Consider the following 16,141-nt stretch of genomic DNA (forward strand, 5'->3'; position numbering starts at 1 on the left):
GTCATATTGCGCGTGTGTGGAGTAGCTTGACGCTCGGTACGTGTTGAGGTGCATGAACAGGGTGGGCGCCTGTGCACCCTGCCCGGTGATCCGCTTTGACGTCGGCCCCGTCAGGAAGGTTTCCGATGAGCTTCTTTGTGTTGCCGCCAGAACTCAACTCGTTGCGACTCTTTACCGGTGCCGGACCAAGCCCGATGCTGGAGGCGGCCGGCGCCTGGGATGCTCTGGCCGCCGAATTGAGTTCAGCGGCAGAATCATTCGCCTCTGTCACCTCGGGCCTGACCGGTCAGGCATGGCAGGGCCCGGCGTCCGCGGCGATGTCGGTGGCGGCGGCGCCGTACTCCGCCTGGCTGAGCGCGGCTTCCACTCAGGCGCTCGGCGCGGCCGCGCAGGCCAAAGCGGTCGTCAGCGCATTCGAGTCGGCAGTGGCCGCGACCGTGCATCCGCTCGCGGTGGCCGCCAACCGGTCCAACTTCGTGCAGCTGGTGCTGTCGAACATTTTGGGATTCAATGCGCCGGCGATCGCTGCTGCCGAGGCCGTCTACGAAGAGATGTGGGCGCAGGATGTAGCCGCGATGATCGGCTACTACAGCGGAGCGTCGGCAGCGGTGTCAGCGCTCGAGCCGTTTGTCGCGCCGTTGAAGGGCCTGCTCGGCGCGGCCGCGGGCACGCCGTTAGCCGCAGCAGCCACCAGGACACTCGACATCACAATCGGTCTCGCCAACGTCGGCGCTTCCAACATCGGCCTGGGCAACGTCGGCATTGCCAACTTCGGCAACGGCAATCTCGGAAACTTCAACATCGGATCTGGAAACTTCGGCGATTCGAATTTCGGTTGGGGTAACTTGGGCATCTCGAATCTGGGGCTGGGCAACTTCGGCGCCGGCAATCAGGGATTCGCGAATGCGGGGAACTTCAATATCGGCTTCGCCAATACCGGGAACAACAACGTCGGCATCGGGCTCACCGGAAACAACCAAACCGGGATCCAACTGAACTCGGGCACCAACAACATCGGTTTGTTCAACTCCGGGAACGGCAACATCGGCTTCTTCAACTCCGGTACCGGAAACTTTGGTCTCTTCAACTCCGGCAGCTACAACACTGGGCTCGGTAATTCAGGTATCGCAAACACGGGATTCTTCAATCCCGGCACCTTTAATACCGGCAATTTCAACGCAGGCACGACCAACTCGGGCAACTACAACGTCGGCAACTACAACACCGGCGACGTCAACCCGGGATCGATCAATACCGGCAGCTTCAATACCGGCAATACCAATACCGGATTCGCCAACTCCGGCAGCATAAATACGGGCGCTTACAACTCTGGCAACCAGAACAACGGGTTCTTCTTCACCGGCAACCAGCAAGGCGGCGCCTACTTCAGGATCGGCACACCCGATATCACGCTGCCCCCCATACATATCCCGCCGATCCCGGTAGGTGCGTTCGACCTGCCCGAGATCTCCATCCCGTCGATCCAGTTCCCGGGCTTCGTCCTGCCGCCGATCGGTCTGGCCGAATTCGAACTGCCGGCCATCACGGTTCCGCCGATCACTATCGAGCCCGGGTCGCTGCCCTCCTTCCGCATAGGTGGGTTCGACCTGCCGCAGATCACCACGCCGCCTCTCGAGGTGTCACAGGTAACCCTTCCCCGGATTGAGATTCCACTTTTCAAGACGCCCCTGGTCACGATTGATCCGTGGAGTCTGCCGTCGGTTACCGTGCCGCCGATTACTATTCCGACGCTGTCGATTCCGAGTTTCGTCATCGGTGTGGCCGGCGGTGGCCAGACGCTCATCCGGCTGATCGATACCGGTATCATCTTGCCTGAGCTCGGTGTCACCCTGAGTTCGTTCACCATTCCGATTTCCATCAGTAATGCGGGCGGCTCTATCGGCCAGTTCGGCTTACCCAGCATTCAGATCGGCGCCATGACGCTGCCGACACTCACCATCAGCGGCCCCGGTGGTGATCCCTACAGTATTCCGCCGATTACCCTTTCCGGCTTCAAGATCGACCCCATCACGATCCCGCCAATCCACTTGGAACCGTTCAACCTACCGACGGTCAGCTGGCCACGGTTCAGCCTGCCGGGCATCTCCATCCCGCCGATCAACCTCGGCCAGTTCGACCTTCCGGAGATAACCATCCGGCCGTTCGCTACTCCGCCGTTGACCATTCCGCCGATCGGACTGAGCGACTTCCTGCTGCCGGCCATCGACATCCCGAGCATCACTTTGGATGCGACCACGATCGCCGAAATTCAGCTCCCACCGGTCCCCGGCTTCTTCAACGCGGTGGACAACCCGTCGTCCGGCTTCTTCAACAGTGGCGTCGGCGGAAGCTCGGGCTTCTACAACCGGGGAACCAGTTTGTCGGGCTTCGTCAACCAGAATCCACTGGGATTGTTGTCCAGCTCGGGGTTGAACGTCTTCGGCGACGGCATATCAGGTATCTCGAACTGGGGTCGTGCCATCTCCGGATTCGGCAACGTCGGCACGCTGCCGCTCGCGGTCGACAGCGTGGTCTCGGGTCTGTCCAACGTCGGTCACCACTTGGCGGGCATCTTCCTGCAAGGCACTACCTAAGCCTTGTGCGCGCTCAGTAGGTAGGCGGGCATCATCACGCGGCCCTTGTCGTCGCGCGGATGCGGCCAGGGCGGAATGTCGGGCGGCATGCCGGGCACCTCGAGCATGTTGCCGTGCACCGCTGCCGGCCGCACGTCGTCGACCTCGAAGTACTTGCCGACCGCCATGCGCAATTCGTCCTCGTCGACTTCATTGGGCTTGACCGGGGACTCCGCCGGGAACGCGCCCTTGGCAAATGCCAGAACGTAGAAATCAGCCCCCGGCGCTGCAGCGCGATGCACCGCGCTCAGGTAGGCGTCGCGGTCTGCGACCGGCAGCGAATGGAACAACGTGCTGTCGATCACCGTGCCGAAGCGGCCGTCGTACCCGGAGAACTTGGTGATGTCGTCGGCAACGAATGTGGCCGTGGACAACCCCCGCGTCTCGGCGGCCCTGGTGGCCTCGGCAATGGCTGTGGGCGAGCGGTCGATACCGACTACGGTGTAACCCTCGGCGGCCAGTGCGAGCGACAACTCGGCCACCCCACATCCGGCGTCGAGCACCTCACCGTGCACTTTGCCCGCGGCGATCAGCGCGGCCAGATCCGGTTGCGGCTCACCGATGTTCCACGGCGGCGGCGCGTCGAAAACTTTCTCCCGGTACGCGTCGTCCCAGTCCATTACCTCGGGTGTGGTCATGTTCCCAACGTACGCGCGGCTAGACGTCCCAGGTGTGCACCGGTTCATTGGCGTGCATGTGCTCGCAGTACCGGCGCAGCATCTCGGCCAGGGCGCGCGACCGGTCCATGCCGCCTCTTTCCAGCGCGTCGACGGTGGCCACTTGCCACGTCGCGCCGTTGCGCCCGGCCTTGGCCCGGCCCTCGATGACGCCCAGGAAGCGGTCACGCACTTCCACGTCGACACCCCAGCGCTGCAGACCCGCATGCGCCATCGGCAGCAAGGTGTCCAGCACCAACTCTCGCGTGCTGGTCTCGCCGACTCCCGGCCAGTGCAGCCGCGCATCGATGCCCTGGCGCGCGGCCTGCAGGAAATTGCGTTGTGCCACCGGGAAACTCAGGTGTGACCACAGCGGGTCCTCGGCCTCGGACAACGTGCGCAGCATGCCGTAGTAGAAAGCCGAATTCGCCACCATGTCAACGACACTCGGGCCGGCGGGGAGTACCCGATTCTCCAGCCGCAGGTGCGGGCGGCCGTTCACGACGTCGTACACCGGCCGGTTCCAGCGGTAGACGGTGCCGTTGTGCAGTCGCAGTTCGGACAGCTGCGGCGCGCGTCCGGCTTTCAGCTCGGCTTCGGGGTCCTCCTCGGACATCTCGGGCAGCAGCGACGGAAAGTAGCGGATGTTCTCCTTGAACAGGTCGGCTACCGAGCTGATCCACCGTTCGCCGAACCACACCCGGGGCCGCACGCCTTGAGTTTTCAGCTCCTCGGGCCGGGTGTCGGTGGACTGTGCGAACAGCTCGATGCGCGTTTCGGCCCACAGTCGGTGACCGAAGAAGAACGGTGAATTCGCACCCAGCGCCAGTTGCGGCGCGGCCAGCACCTGCGCCGCGTTCCAGTTGGCGGCGAAGTCGTCCGGCGCCAGCTGGAGGTGCAATTGCATACTGGTGCAAGCCGATTCGGGCGCAATGGAAGCAGCCTGCCAACTCAGCGGCTCCGGGCCGGCGATGTCGATCGGGATGTCCTCACCGCGAGCGGTGAAGATCGACTCGTTGAGTGCGGTGTAGCGCTTGGACTCGCTCATCCAGTTGTCGTCCAGATGCGCGGGCATCAGGGTGGGCAGGATGCCGATCATCACGATGTGCGAACCGCCGGCGTTGGCCTTGGTTTCCGCGTCGTTGAGACTGGCCCGCACCTCGCTTTCCAGGTCCAGTCCGGTGTGTCCGGGCAACGGGCGCGGCGGCACGTTGAATTCGATGTTGTAGGCGCCTAATTCGGTCTGATAGGCCGGATCGGCGATCGCTGCCAGCACGGACCGATTCGACATCGCGGGTTGGTAGTCGGCGTCGACGAGGTTGCATTCGATTTCCATGCCGGTCAACGGGCGCTCGAAGTCGAAGCTGGTTCGGGCCAGCATCTTCTCCAAGACGTCCAGACACAGCTGCACCTTGTGCCGGTACTCCCGCCGTTGTTCGGGGTCGTACGTGGTGCATTTGACCTCTTCGCCCACAGATCCCTTTCTAAGCCGAGGTTGAACGATCGCGACGGGTCGCCACCGCGATCTGCGGCAGCGGGCGCAACGACCTGTTGAACACGGTGCCGCCGCGCAGCGTGACCTCAATCGTAGGGTCGGCGTGGCGGGCGAGTGCCAGCAGCGCCGAGCGACTGTAGGCCCGCAGCGAGCTGATGACCCCGTCGTGGGGCATCGCGAACATCGTCAACGGCAACATGTGCGCCAGCCGCACGATGTGCAGGAGCGACGGTGGCCGCGGCAGGTCGATGATCACCAACTTGTCCGCGACCCGGGTGCCTTCGGCGAACACCCGGGACGCCAGCGGCGGCGGCAGGTGATGAAACGACAATGCGAACACTGCCAGGTCGTAGCTGCCGTCGGGGGCGTCGATGTCGGTGGCGTCCAGCTGCCGGATCCTCGCGCGCGGGTGCGAGCCCAGCGCACCGGCGCCGATCGCGGCCACCAGCGAGGGGTCCACGTCGGTGACCGTGAGTTGCGCGCTGGGATGCAGGTTCAGCAGCAGCTGGGAGAGTCCGCCGTGGCCCGATCCGAGCTCGAGAATCTTGGGCTCGGGCGCGGCGCGCACCTCCTCGAGCACGATGCGGGCGACAGTCTTGTGCAACCCGAACAGCCGCCCCGCGCGGTCCAGTGAGCGGATCGCCGCGAGCTTCTTCCTTGCCACGTCGTCGCGGTCGATGTACTCCAGGCGGTCGGTCTCCAACCGCCGGTCCAGCCACGACGCGTCGGGACCGCCGCGCGGCATGCCCTCGATGTCAGCAGCCATATAAGCAATCATGAACGATGAAGCAATCATTGGACGATTACAGCCAGTGCCGGATCCGAGGAGCGCAACGTTGGCCGAATCTTCTGATCTCATTGCCGCCATCGACCAGGGCACAACCAGCACCCGATGCATGATCTTCGACCATGACGGCACCGAAGTCGCCCGGCACCAGCTCGAGCACGAGCAGATCCTGCCGAAGGCGGGTTGGGTCGAGCACAACCCGGTGGAGATCTGGGAGCGCACCGTCTCGGTGCTGCGCACGGCGCTGAACTCTGCCAAGGTGACGACGAAAGACATTGCGGCGCTTGGCATCACCAATCAGCGGGAGACGACGCTGGTGTGGGATCGCAAGACCGGACGGCCGTACTACAACGCGATCGTCTGGCAGGACACCCGCACCGACCGCATCGCCAGCGCGCTGGACCGCGACGGCCGCGGTGACGTGATCCGCCGCAAGGCCGGCCTGCCGCCCGCGACGTATTTCTCGGGCGGGAAATTGCAGTGGATCTTGCAGAATGTCGACGACGTGCGCGAGGCGGCCGGGCGGGGCGATGCGCTGTTCGGCACCGCCGACACGTGGGTGCTGTGGAACCTGACCGGGGGTCCGCACGGTGGCGTGCACGTCACCGACGTCACCAACGCCAGCCGGACCATGCTGATGAACCTGGAAACGCTGGACTGGGACGACGAGTTGTTGTCGTTCTTCGATATCCCGCGGGAGATGCTGCCCAGGATCGAACCGTCGTCACCGGTGCAGCCGTACGGCGTTACCACCGATTCCGGTCCCTTCGACGGTGAGGTCCCGATCACCGGTGTGCTCGGTGACCAGCACGCGGCAATGGTGGGCCAGGTGTGCCTGGACTCCGGTGAGGCCAAGAACACCTACGGGACGGGCAATTTCCTGTTGCTGAACACCGGTGAGACGATCGTGCGCTCGGAAAACGGTCTGCTGACCACTGTCTGCTATCAGTTTGGCGACGCCAAACCCGTTTACGCGCTTGAGGGTTCGATCGCGGTGACCGGCTCGGCGGTGCAGTGGTTGCGGGATCAGTTGGGCATCATCAGCGGCGCCGCGCAGAGCGAGTCCTTGGCCCGGCAGGTCGACGACAACGGCGGGGTCTACTTCGTTCCGGCGTTCTCCGGTTTGTTTGCCCCCTATTGGCGATCCGACGCCCGCGGCGCGATCGTGGGGCTGTCGCGCTACAACACCAACGCGCACGTGGCGCGCGCGACCCTGGAGGCGATCTGCTACCAGAGCCGCGACGTGGTGGAGGCGATGGCGGCCGATTCCGGTGTGCGCCTGGAGATTCTGAAGGTCGACGGCGGCATCACCGCCAACGACCTGTGCATGCAGATTCAGGCCGACGTGCTCGGAGTGGACGTGGTGCGGCCGGTCGTCGCCGAGACCACGGCGCTGGGTGCCGCCTACGCGGCGGGCCTGGCGGTCGGATTCTGGGCGGACCCGTCCGACCTGCGCGCCAACTGGCAGGAAGACCAGCGCTGGACGCCGAACTGGGACGACGACCAGCGCGCCGAGGGTTACGAAGGCTGGCGCAAAGCGGTGCAGCGGACCCTGGACTGGGTCGACGTGTCCTGACGCCGCCCGCGAAGGCGCTCATATGTACACCGAAACGCCGGTACAGCCGTACATTTGAGCGCGCTCGCGGCGGGGGAGGCTCAGTCCTCGCCGAGGATGCCGTAGATCTCGCGGCGGGCCGTGTTGAGCACGTCGACAATCCGTTGCTGCTGCTCGGGACTGGCGGCGTGCGCCGACTGTCCGACCGCGCCGAACAGTTGACGCGCCGCGGTCCGCAGGTTGAGGTGCGCGGGGTCCACGCCTTCGGCGATCTCGTCCCACGGCGGCGTCCCGACGTTCTCCGCCGCGGTCCGGCCGTCCTCGGTCAGCGCGAATAGCTTCTTGCTGCCGTCGGTCTCGTCGGCGGTGATCAGCCCCTCGTCGGCGAGGAGTTGCAGGGTCGGGTAGACCGAACCCGGGCTCGGCTTCCAGATCCCGTTGCTGCGCTCGGCGATCTGCTGAATCATCTCGTAGCCGTGCATGGGCCGCTCAGCGAGCAGTACCAGGATCGCCACACGCACGTCGCCGCGACGGCCGCGACCGCCGCGACGCCCGCCGCCGCGGGGTCCACCGAATGCCGGCCGGCCGAATCCGAAGCCAGGCCCGAAGCCGGGGGCGGGCCCGAAGCCCGGGCCGAAACCGAACGGCCCGTCGTGCTCGCCGGCGTTGCCGCGGAGAGTCTCGATGAAGTCGCGGCGGGCTTGTCGCCTGGCGCCGTGGAATGCGCGGCGTTGCGCGGGACCGAAGCCGAATCCGGTGCCTGGATGGGGGCCGAACGGCCCATTGGGGGGAGTGAAAGGGGTGTTCATAGTCAAGTCCTTTAGGTTGGTGTGTTTTGCTGGCTGTAACGATATATCGGAAACTATCGTGATGCAACGTAGGTCCATCCGGGGGCCGGAAGTCCCGGTTTGCATCACCCCGGGTCCGGGTAAGCGCCTGACCCATGAATGGCAACCACCGCGACCTGGTGGCACGCACGGGTCCGGGGAGCTTGGCCGATCCGAGCTACCGCCCAGATGACGGCGCCAAAACCCGCGTCCGGGTCAACTGGGTGCTGGCCTTGCTGACGGTGCCCGGAGCCGCCATCGTGATGCTCTTTGCCCTCGGGGCGGTCATGAGCACCGACTCGTGCAGCGAGAACCGGTGCCCGCGACTGGGCAGAGGGATCGACTTCGACGTCCTGTTCTACGGCCCGCCGGTGGTGGCTCTGCTGGTCATCGTCGCCTCGGTCTTCACCGCCAAGCGACGCGGCGGCGTCGCGGTGCCACTGGCGGGATTGGGGCTGCTGGTGACCGACGTCGCCCTCCTTGCCGCCAGCGTCGCGCAGTTCTAGCTCGGCGGCGCGAACCCGCCGGCGTCCGCGCTCACCGGGGGTGAGGACGGTGTCTGCGGTGGTGAGGGCGGTGTCTGCGGTGGTTCCTGCGGGGGCGACGGCGGTGTCTGCGGGGGTGGCTGCGGCGCTGGCCACGGGCCCGCGCCCTGCGGGGGCGACGGCGGTGCCTGCGGCACTGGCCACGGACCCGCACCCTGCACCGGCCACGGACCCACACCCTGCGGCACCCACCCTTGGGGTTGCGGCCAGCCCTGCGGCGGCATGACCGGCCGCAGCCGGGCCAGCTCGCGACGATGCCGTTCGGCCAGCACCGCGGCGAGCACCAACTGCGGCGGCGCCCCCGGCGGTGGCGGCGGCGCGATCCGCGATACCACCTCACCGGCTATCCGGTAGGCCATCTGGTCACGCAGCCTCGGGTCGAGCTGCATTGCCCGGGACAGGAATTGACGGGCGATCTCGGCTTGGCCGGCGCTGAGCCCGGACAATTGCAGCGACGCCGCCCAGCCGGCCAGCTGCGGCGGCATCATCGGCGGCGGCGCCAGCCGGGGACCGCGCTCGCTGACCACGATGGTGCCCGCGAACATGTCGCCCACCCGCTTGGCCTTGGGTGAGAACAGGCTGCAGATCACCGCGGGACTGCCGAACAGCATCCAGATCTCGATCACCGCGGCCAGCGCCCGGAACAACGCCTGCCGGAAGCGCTCCGGACCACCGTCGTCGGACACCACTCGCAGGCCCAGTGCCATCTTGCCGAGCGACCGGCCCCGCGTCGCGGTCTCGATGATCACCGGATAACCGACCATCGCCAGCACCGTGAAGATGATCAGGAACGCCACGGTCAGCGCTTGGTCGAATTGCGACAACGTGGCCGCCCACAACACCAGTCCGACGAAGTAAACGACGAATATCACGGTGATATCGATGATCGCGCTCAGCGCCCGCACCGGTAACTGCGCGATCTGGACGTCGAGCACCACGGCGTCCCCGGTCACCACCTCCGACATACCTGGGAACGCTACAGGCTGAGAAGTGGCCGGTAGGCTGCGCAGCGTGGACGTCGACGCGTTCTTGCTGACCCACCGAAGCACGTGGGACCGGCTCGATCAGTTGATCAAGAAGCGTCGCTCGTTGACCGGTGCCGAAATAGACGAACTCGTCGAGCTCTACCAGCGGGTGTCCACCCATCTGTCGATCCTGCGTTCGGTGTCCTCCGATTCCCTGCTGACCGGCCGGCTGTCCAGTCTGGTCGCCCGGGCACGGTCCGCGGTCACCGGCGCGCACGCCCCGATGACCAGTACCTTCGTTCGTTTCTGGACGGTGTCCTTTCCCGTCGTCGCCTACCGGGCGTGGCGCTGGTGGGCGGCGACGGCAGCGGCGTTCTTCGCCGTCGTCGTGATCATGGCGCTCTGGGTCGCCGGCAACCCCGAGGTGCAGTCGCTGGTCGGGACACCCGCCGAGATCAACGAACTGATCAACCACGACGTCGAGTCCTACTACAGCGAGCACCCCGCCGGGGCATTCGCCCTGCAGGTCTGGGTGAACAATTCCTGGGTGGCGGCCAAATGCATCGCGATGTCGGTCGTGCTGGGTCTACCGATACCGTTCGTGCTCTTCGACAATGCCGCGAACGTGGCGGTGATCGCCGGCTTGATGTTCCCGGCCGGCAAGGGCGGGCTGCTGCTGGGCCTGCTGCTGCCGCACGGATTGCTGGAGCTGACGGCGGTGTTTCTGGCCGCCGCGATCGGGATGCGGCTCGGCTGGTCGGTGATATCCCCTGGTGATCGGCCGCGCGGACAGGTGCTGGCCGAGGAAGGCCGTGGAGTCGTGTCGGTCGCCGTCGGACTGGTAGGCGTGCTGCTGGTCTCGGGACTTATCGAAGCGATGGTGACGCCGTCGCCGTTGCCGACCTTTGCCCGGATCAGTATCGGCGTCCTGGCCGAAGTGGCATTCCTGTCTTACGTCGTCTACTTCGGGCGCCGCGGGGTGGCCGCCGGGGAGACCGGGGATATCGAGGACGCGCCCGACGTCGTACCCACCAGCTGAAGCCCCGCGCGAGCGTGAATCTCACGACACGACACGCCGTAGATGCGTCGCAGGATTCACAATGGGCGCGCGGTTACAACTGGCCGGTCGCCTTCATCGCCAGGTAGCGGTCGGCCAGCCCGGGCGCGATCTCGGTGGGCGGCGCGTCGACGACCTCGACCCCACTGCGCCGCAGCCGGGAGGCGATGGCCCGTCGCTCGTTGCGGGAGCGTTCGGCCGCCGCCGCGTCGTACACCGCCGCCGCGTCCGACCGCCCGGCGGCCAGTTGATCGATGCGCGGGTCGGCTACCGCGGCCACCAGGACGTGGTGCTTGGCCGACAGCTGAGGCAGCACCGGCAGCAAGCCCTCGTCCAGCGCGGTCGCGTTCAGGTCGGTCAGCAGCACCACCAGCGACCGCCGTCGGGTGCGCCGTAGAATGGTGGCAACCATTGTCCGCCAATCGGATTCGATGAGCGCCGGTTGCAGCGGAGCCATCGCGTCGACGAGTTGGGCAAGCAGTTCGGTGCGTGAGGCGCCGAACACCGCGGCCCGGCTGACCCGGTCGTGGGCCAGGAAGTCGACATGGTCACCCGCGCGGGATGCCAATGCCGCCAACAACAATGCCGCGTCCATCGCCCAGTCCAGTCGTGGCCATCCCGCGGGATCGGCCGCCGTCGGATCCACACCGACCCGCCCCGCGGCCATGCGTCCGGTGTCCAGCACGATCACCACGCGCCGGTCCCGTTCGGGCCGCCAGGTACGGACCATGACGTCGGTGCGACGTGCGCTGGCCCGCCAGTCGATGGACCGCACGTCGTCGCCGACGACATACTCACGCAGCGAGTCGAATTCGGTGCCCTGCCCGCGGATCAGAGTCGGTAGCAGGCCGTCGATCTCGCGCAGCTTGGCCAGCCGCGACGGCAGGTGCTTGCGGGACAGGAACGGCGGCAGCACCCGGACGTGTCCGGGCACCGACTGCGAACTCTGCCGCCCGGCCAATCCCAGCGGTCCGATCGACCGGCCGGTGACCACCGCCGCACGCTGGTCGCCGCGCCGAACCGGCCGCAGTTGGGTGACAATCTGCTCGCGCTGGCCGGGGGCGATCGCCAGCCGGTGGACGCGCGGCGCCCCGCGCGCACTGGGCGGCCACGCGTCCCGCACCTGTCCCCGGAACCGGCGCACACCGGCATTGTGGATCGTCAGGCCGGCGTCCACCGGTTGGCCGAGCCGGGCCGAGGTGTCCGGCGAACGGGTGTAACTGAGCCGGCGGGGACTGGCCGCCAGCACCACGTCGATCGCCACCAACATCACCAACACCACCAGCAGCATCTCGAAAGCCCTTGCCGGCCAGGGAGATACCGCGATCGGCAGGACGCAGATCAGTGCCAGCAGCCCGGTGCGTCCGGTAAGGATCACTAGCGGGGCACCGGGACCGAGGCCAGGATGCCGTCGAGCACGCCGTCCGGGGTGGCGCCTTCCAATTCGGCTTCCGGCCGCAGCATGACCCGGTGCCGCAACGTCGGGCGGGCCATCGCCTTCACGTCGTCGGGGGTGACGTAGTTGCGTCCCGACAGCCACGCCCAGGACCGGGCAGTGCCCAGCAGTGCGGTCGCGCCCCGCGGCGAGACGCCCAGCTGCAGTGCGGGGGAGGAACGGGTGGCCCCGACGATGTCGACGATGTAGCCGAGCACCTCGTCGGCAATCAGCACCTGCCGCACCGCTTCCCGACCGGCCGCCAGTTCGGCGGGTCCCGCCACCGGTTGGATGGCCGACAGATCGCGCGGGTCGAAACCGTGGGCGTGCCGGCCGAGGATGGCGATCTCGGCGTCCCGCGGTGGCAGCGTCACGTTCAACTTCAGCAGGAACCGGTCCAGCTGGGCTTCGGGCAGTTGATATGTGCCCTCGTACTCGATCGGGTTCTGGGTCGCCGCGACGATGAACGGGTCGGGCAACGGCTTGGGTGCACCGTCGATGGTGACTTGACGCTCCTCCATCGCCTCGAGCAGCGCGGCCTGCGTCTTGGGCGGGGTGCGGTTGATCTCGTCGGCCAACAGCAGGTTGGTGAACACCGGACCGGGCCGGAAGGCGAACTCCGCGGTGTGGGTGTCGTAGACCAGCGAGCCGGTGACGTCGCCGGGCATCAGGTCCGGGGTGAACTGCACCCGTTTGAACTCCAGCTGCAGAGCGGCGGCCAGTGCCCGCACCATCAGCGTCTTCGCCACGCCGGGAACGCCTTCCAGCAGCACGTGGCCGCGGCACAGCAGCGCGATCACCAGGCCGCTGATCACCCCGTCCTGGCCGACGACGGCTTTGGCGATCTCGGTGCGCAACCCCAGCAGTGCTTCACGAGCCTGGTCTGCGACCGGGGATTGTGCGGGAGGGGACTGTGTCACGAGTGGGTGACCTGCCTTTCGATGTCGTCGAGCGCAAGAGCGAGGTTTCGTAGGTCGGTGTCGTTGTCCGGCGGCGGCCCGTACAGGTGGTACTGGACGAAGTCCGGGTCGGTCCCGCTGCGCCGGGCCACCGTCGTCACCACCGCGCCCGGTGCGGCGTCGGGACCCAGACCCAGCCGGGGGGCCAATCGTTGCAGCGTGGCGGTGCGCAGCGCTTCGGCGGCACGATCGCGGGCGCGACGGGAGCGGTACAGCCGGCCCCGGCCTTCTACCGTCTCGGAGGCGCGGACCACCACCGGCATCTCCTCGGCTACCAGCGGACCCACCCGTCGTCCCTTCCACCACGCCACCAGCGCGACGACCAGCCAGAGCTGCCAGACGATCCACGTCACATTGTCCGGGATCAGATCGGAGATCGAGTTGGGCGCGGATTTGTGGCCTTCGACGTGTTGCGGTGCGAACCAGACGAGGCGCTGTCGCATGCCGGCGAGGTTCATCGCCAACGCCGCGTTGCCTTCTTCAAGGAGCCCGTCGTTGGTCATGAAGTCGCTGCTGCCCACCACCGTGACGGTCCGGCCCTCATCCCGGTAGGTGACCAGCGTGCCGCCGTAGCAGCTGACGAGGTCCAGGTCGCCCTTGGCCCGGTATGCCTCACTGGATCCGAAGTTGACCGTTCCGGCCCGATTGGCTTGCGGTAACGAGCAATTGGGCTCGTTGTCGAACTTGCTCGCGGCGCCGACGCGCAGTTGCGGTGTCAACGCCGTGCGCGCCCGGGTGGTGGGGTCCACCAACAGAAGATCGCTGGGCACTTTCCCGATGCGAGCCAGCAGGGAGTTGTCGCTCAGGTACTGCGTCTGTGCCACCAGCAGCAGTGCGTCGGGCCGGGCCGCGCGTTCCACGTCGGCGACGCTGTCCGCGACCACTACCTCGACGCCGCCCTCGCGAAGCAGTGTGACCAGCGCGTGTGCACCCGACGGGCTGGTGGCTTCGGGGTCCATCGTGCCGCCGGGCCGCGGCGCGGTCAGGTACGTGGTGATTGCGGCGACGACGGCCAGGGCGGCCAGCGCGAGCAGGACGCCGCGCCAGGGGCGTCGCTGTCGGGCCGGGCCGGGTGCCACATGTGTCGTCGTCACCGGATCTGCGCCCATGCGTTCGGTGTCGGGGGCTGTCCCACCACCGACGAAGCCGTCGAACGCGACCGCAGATGGTCGTCGAGATCGGCGATCATCTGATAGGCGCCTTGGGTGCCCGGCCGCTCGCCGTAAGTCACGTCGTTGAATGCCGTTGCCGCCTGGGACAATTCGCCGGCCAGATGCGGAAGTGCTGAGCCGGCGTCGGAGGCCAGTTCGTTGGCGGTGCGTCCGGGGACCTGGGTGAGCACACCGGTCTCCTCCAACTCCCGGGCTACCGCGCGTAGCCGATGGCGAATCGCCGCCGCCCAATTCCCTTCGGCGGCAAGTGCTTCCGCGGTGGCTCGATGCTGGGCCGCGGTCAGCTGGCCGGCGTCGAACAACTCGTAGTCGCCGCCGCGATTGGTACGTATGGTGCGCCGGGCGATTCGGATGGCGACTGCGATGGCGATCGCCACCAGGATGAGCAGCACGGTGACGGTGAACCAGCCACCCGGTACCGACGAGGTCTTCTGCAGCACCCGGAACAGGAATTCACTGATCTTGGCGATGATTTCGTCGGTCAGCGAGTGTTTGGGGTAGATCGGTTTGTTGAGTTCGCGTTGCGCGGCGTCGTGGGCGGCATCGCGATCGATGTCGATGGCAGGCATGTCGGCTGTCCGTCAGAAGGGCCGCGTCAGCCAGAGATTGTCGGTGGACTCGACCGGACCGCCGGCCGTACCGGTCTGCAGTACCAGGTCGAACGCCTCGGCCCGGATCCGCCGGTCGGTGTACAACAGCACGACCACCCCGGCGAGGAACGGCTCGGTCACGATCTGGCTGATGGCCCCTCCGATGGTCGACAGGGTGGTGCCGACGAGCAGTGCGGTGGTGCCCGACGCGCCCATCAACGCTATCTCGCCGACGATGCCGAACGGCATCGCGATCGCGCCGCCGATAATCCCGACAGCCAATGCAGCCAGCAGCCGAATACCGAAGACCCGCCAGAAACCATTGCGTACCAAAGCGAATGACCGCGTGATGGCGTCGAAGACCGGCAGCCGTTCCAGCACGATCAGCACCGGGGCGAACATCAGCACGGTGTACGCATAGGCCATCAGTGCCACCACGGCCAGCAGCAGCGGGAAACCCAGCACTGCCGCCACCGCGCCGTTGGCTGCGGTCGCGACTCCTACCAGGATCACCACGACCAATCCGACGATCACCGCCACACCGGCGGCCTCGAGAAGCGCCAGACCCAGCAGCGCAAGGATCCGACCGCGTACCTTGACCCACGCCTCGCTGATGGTGATCGGCGAACCGAACACCGCACGCCCCACGACGACGGTCAGCATCCCGCTGAGCAGAATTCCGCCCAGCCAACCGACCAGCGCGCTGCCACCTATCGATGTCGTCCACGCACCTACCGCCGCAAGGTTCGGTTCGGCACCCTCGGAATCGAAACTGTTGGCGGCGGTCAGCGGGCCGATTGTGAGCAGCAGCGAAAGCACCTGCATGACGACCACCACCATGGCCGTCAGGCCCAGTGTCGGTTTCGGGTTGGCGCGGATATAGCCCACAGCGCCGTTGAAGATGTCGCTGAGGGTCAGGGGTCGGAGCGGGATGATGCCGGGTTTCGCGGCGCCCGGGATCAGCGGGGGGCCGTAGCCCTGAGGCGGGGCGCCGTAGCCAGGCGGGGGGCCGTACCCGGGAGGCGGGGCGCCGTAGCCCTGAAGCGGGGCACCGTAGCCAGGCGGGGGACCGTAGCCAGGCGGCGGACCGTACGCAGGCGGGGGACCGTACGCAGGCGGGGCACCGTACGCAGGTGGGGGACCGTACGCGGGCGGGGGACCGTACGCGGGCGGCGGTGCGTCAGGCGGCAGCGTGCTCACCGTCGGCAGCCGCTGTCGTCATTCGTCATGGGGTCCATCCTGTAGATGGTCGCTGCAATTCTCAACGTCGGTCCTGCACTCACCACCGTGCGCGTAGCGTCTGAACAATGGCGGAATTGAAAGCCCGGCTTCGGGCTGACCTGACCGAGGCGATGAAAGCGCAGGAGAAGCTGCGTACCGCGACGTTGCGCATGGTGCTGGCCGCGATCCAGACCGAGGAAGTGTCGGGGAAGGAGGCCAGGGAGCTCTCCGACGACGAGGTACT

At 66.8% G+C, this 16,141-nt stretch carries 15 protein-coding genes; 5 read left to right on the forward strand and 10 right to left on the reverse strand.

Features of this window, described 5'->3' with window-relative positions:
• Nucleotides 1-125 precede the first annotated feature (125 nt).
• A complete protein-coding gene (locus tag AC5Y46_RS23855; protein ID WP_499993448.1) occupies nucleotides 126-2,594 on the forward strand; it encodes a PPE domain-containing protein in 2,469 nt (822 codons plus the stop codon).
• Here the strand turns inward: AC5Y46_RS23855 and AC5Y46_RS23860 are convergent.
• The 3 genes from AC5Y46_RS23860 to AC5Y46_RS23870 are packed head-to-tail and all read right to left on the reverse strand — an operon-like array spanning nucleotide 2,591 to nucleotide 5,550.
• Nucleotides 2,591-3,271, reverse strand: a complete 681-nt coding sequence (locus AC5Y46_RS23860; protein ID WP_499993450.1) for a class I SAM-dependent methyltransferase — start codon at nucleotides 3,269-3,271, stop codon at nucleotides 2,591-2,593. The two genes, AC5Y46_RS23855 and AC5Y46_RS23860, sit on opposite strands and share 4 nt — an antisense overlap.
• Before the next feature lie 19 nt (nucleotides 3,272-3,290).
• Nucleotides 3,291-4,763, reverse strand: coding sequence for a glutamate-cysteine ligase family protein (locus AC5Y46_RS23865; RefSeq protein ID WP_499993452.1), 1,473 nt, complete (start codon nucleotides 4,761-4,763; stop codon nucleotides 3,291-3,293).
• Nucleotides 4,764-4,773: 10 nt separating this feature from the next.
• Nucleotides 4,774-5,550, reverse strand: coding sequence for a class I SAM-dependent methyltransferase (locus AC5Y46_RS23870; RefSeq protein ID WP_499993453.1), 777 nt, complete (start codon nucleotides 5,548-5,550; stop codon nucleotides 4,774-4,776).
• 10 nt (nucleotides 5,551-5,560) lie between these two features.
• Here AC5Y46_RS23870 and glpK point away from each other — a divergent pair, with 10 nt between their 5' ends.
• On the forward strand, nucleotides 5,561-7,147 hold the full coding sequence (gene glpK, locus AC5Y46_RS23875) for a glycerol kinase GlpK (RefSeq protein WP_499993454.1): 1,587 nt from the start codon (nucleotides 5,561-5,563) through the stop codon (nucleotides 7,145-7,147).
• An 80-nt stretch (nucleotides 7,148-7,227) separates the two neighbouring features.
• On the opposite strand, the gene AC5Y46_RS23880 is transcribed toward glpK, so the two are convergent.
• Entirely contained in the window at nucleotides 7,228-7,935 is a 708-nt protein-coding gene (locus AC5Y46_RS23880) for a PadR family transcriptional regulator (RefSeq protein WP_499993456.1), read from the reverse strand.
• A 134-nt stretch (nucleotides 7,936-8,069) separates the two neighbouring features.
• Here AC5Y46_RS23880 and AC5Y46_RS23885 point away from each other — a divergent pair, with 134 nt between their 5' ends.
• Nucleotides 8,070-8,459 carry a hypothetical protein gene (locus AC5Y46_RS23885; RefSeq protein WP_499943317.1) on the forward strand — a complete coding sequence of 130 codons (390 nt, stop codon included), beginning with the start codon at nucleotides 8,070-8,072 and terminating at the stop codon, nucleotides 8,457-8,459.
• Here AC5Y46_RS23885 and AC5Y46_RS23890 read toward each other — a convergent pair.
• Nucleotides 8,456-9,463 (reverse strand): RDD family protein, encoded by a 1,008-nt coding sequence (locus tag AC5Y46_RS23890; RefSeq protein ID WP_499993457.1) that lies wholly within the window; start codon nucleotides 9,461-9,463, stop codon nucleotides 8,456-8,458. The genes AC5Y46_RS23885 and AC5Y46_RS23890 overlap by 4 nt on opposite strands.
• Nucleotides 9,464-9,509: 46 nt before the next feature.
• On the opposite strand from AC5Y46_RS23890, the gene AC5Y46_RS23895 reads away from it, so the two are divergent.
• The gene (locus AC5Y46_RS23895) at nucleotides 9,510-10,502 is read left to right on the forward strand and encodes a stage II sporulation protein M (RefSeq protein ID WP_499943319.1); all 993 of its coding nucleotides are present in this window, start codon (nucleotides 9,510-9,512) and stop codon (nucleotides 10,500-10,502) included.
• A gap of 73 nt (nucleotides 10,503-10,575) precedes the next feature.
• Here the strand turns inward: AC5Y46_RS23895 and AC5Y46_RS23900 are convergent, their stop codons facing one another.
• Genes AC5Y46_RS23900 through AC5Y46_RS23920 form a run of 5 tightly spaced genes read right to left on the reverse strand, consistent with a single transcriptional unit; the run spans nucleotide 10,576 to nucleotide 15,885 of the window.
• The gene (locus tag AC5Y46_RS23900) at nucleotides 10,576-11,898 is read right to left on the reverse strand and encodes a DUF58 domain-containing protein (protein ID WP_499943320.1); all 1,323 of its coding nucleotides are present in this window, start codon (nucleotides 11,896-11,898) and stop codon (nucleotides 10,576-10,578) included.
• Nucleotides 11,898-12,875, reverse strand: a complete 978-nt coding sequence (locus tag AC5Y46_RS23905; protein WP_499943321.1) for an AAA family ATPase — start codon at nucleotides 12,873-12,875, stop codon at nucleotides 11,898-11,900. Before AC5Y46_RS23905 ends, AC5Y46_RS23900 begins: the two co-directional genes overlap by 1 nt.
• A complete protein-coding gene (locus AC5Y46_RS23910; protein WP_499993460.1) occupies nucleotides 12,872-14,023 on the reverse strand; it encodes a DUF4350 domain-containing protein in 1,152 nt (383 codons plus the stop codon). Before AC5Y46_RS23910 ends, AC5Y46_RS23905 begins: the two co-directional genes overlap by 4 nt.
• A complete protein-coding gene (locus AC5Y46_RS23915) occupies nucleotides 14,005-14,655 on the reverse strand; it encodes a DUF4129 domain-containing protein (RefSeq protein WP_499993461.1) in 651 nt (216 codons plus the stop codon). Before AC5Y46_RS23915 ends, AC5Y46_RS23910 begins: the two co-directional genes overlap by 19 nt.
• A gap of 12 nt (nucleotides 14,656-14,667) precedes the next feature.
• The gene (locus tag AC5Y46_RS23920; RefSeq protein WP_499993465.1) at nucleotides 14,668-15,885 is read right to left on the reverse strand and encodes a hypothetical protein; all 1,218 of its coding nucleotides are present in this window, start codon (nucleotides 15,883-15,885) and stop codon (nucleotides 14,668-14,670) included.
• Nucleotides 15,886-15,983: 98 nt separating this feature from the next.
• On the opposite strand from AC5Y46_RS23920, the gene AC5Y46_RS23925 reads away from it, so the two are divergent.
• Nucleotides 15,984-16,141 (forward strand): GatB/YqeY domain-containing protein (locus tag AC5Y46_RS23925; protein ID WP_499993467.1); only part of this gene is annotated, 158 nt, incomplete at its 3' end.

The sequence above is a fragment of the Mycobacterium sp. NGS59 genome (assembly GCF_059812345.1).

Bases quoted from the DNA above. Each gene is read 5' to 3' on its own strand.
- AC5Y46_RS23855 (WP_499993448.1), top strand. From the start codon at position 126: ATGAGCTTCTTTGTGTTGCCGCCAGAACTCAACTCGTTGCGACTCTTT.
- AC5Y46_RS23860 (WP_499993450.1), bottom strand. From the start codon at position 3,271: ATGACCACACCCGAGGTAATGGACTGGGACGACGCGTACCGGGAGAAA.
- AC5Y46_RS23870 (WP_499993453.1), bottom strand. From the start codon at position 5,550: ATGGCTGCTGACATCGAGGGCATGCCGCGCGGCGGTCCCGACGCGTCG.
- glpK (WP_499993454.1), top strand. From the start codon at position 5,561: ATGAACGATGAAGCAATCATTGGACGATTACAGCCAGTGCCGGATCCG.
- AC5Y46_RS23880 (WP_499993456.1), bottom strand. From the start codon at position 7,935: ATGAACACCCCTTTCACTCCCCCCAATGGGCCGTTCGGCCCCCATCCA.
- AC5Y46_RS23885 (WP_499943317.1), top strand. From the start codon at position 8,070: ATGAATGGCAACCACCGCGACCTGGTGGCACGCACGGGTCCGGGGAGC.
- AC5Y46_RS23890 (WP_499993457.1), bottom strand. From the start codon at position 9,463: ATGTCGGAGGTGGTGACCGGGGACGCCGTGGTGCTCGACGTCCAGATC.
- AC5Y46_RS23910 (WP_499993460.1), bottom strand. From the start codon at position 14,023: ATGGGCGCAGATCCGGTGACGACGACACATGTGGCACCCGGCCCGGCC.
- AC5Y46_RS23915 (WP_499993461.1), bottom strand. From the start codon at position 14,655: ATGCCTGCCATCGACATCGATCGCGATGCCGCCCACGACGCCGCGCAA.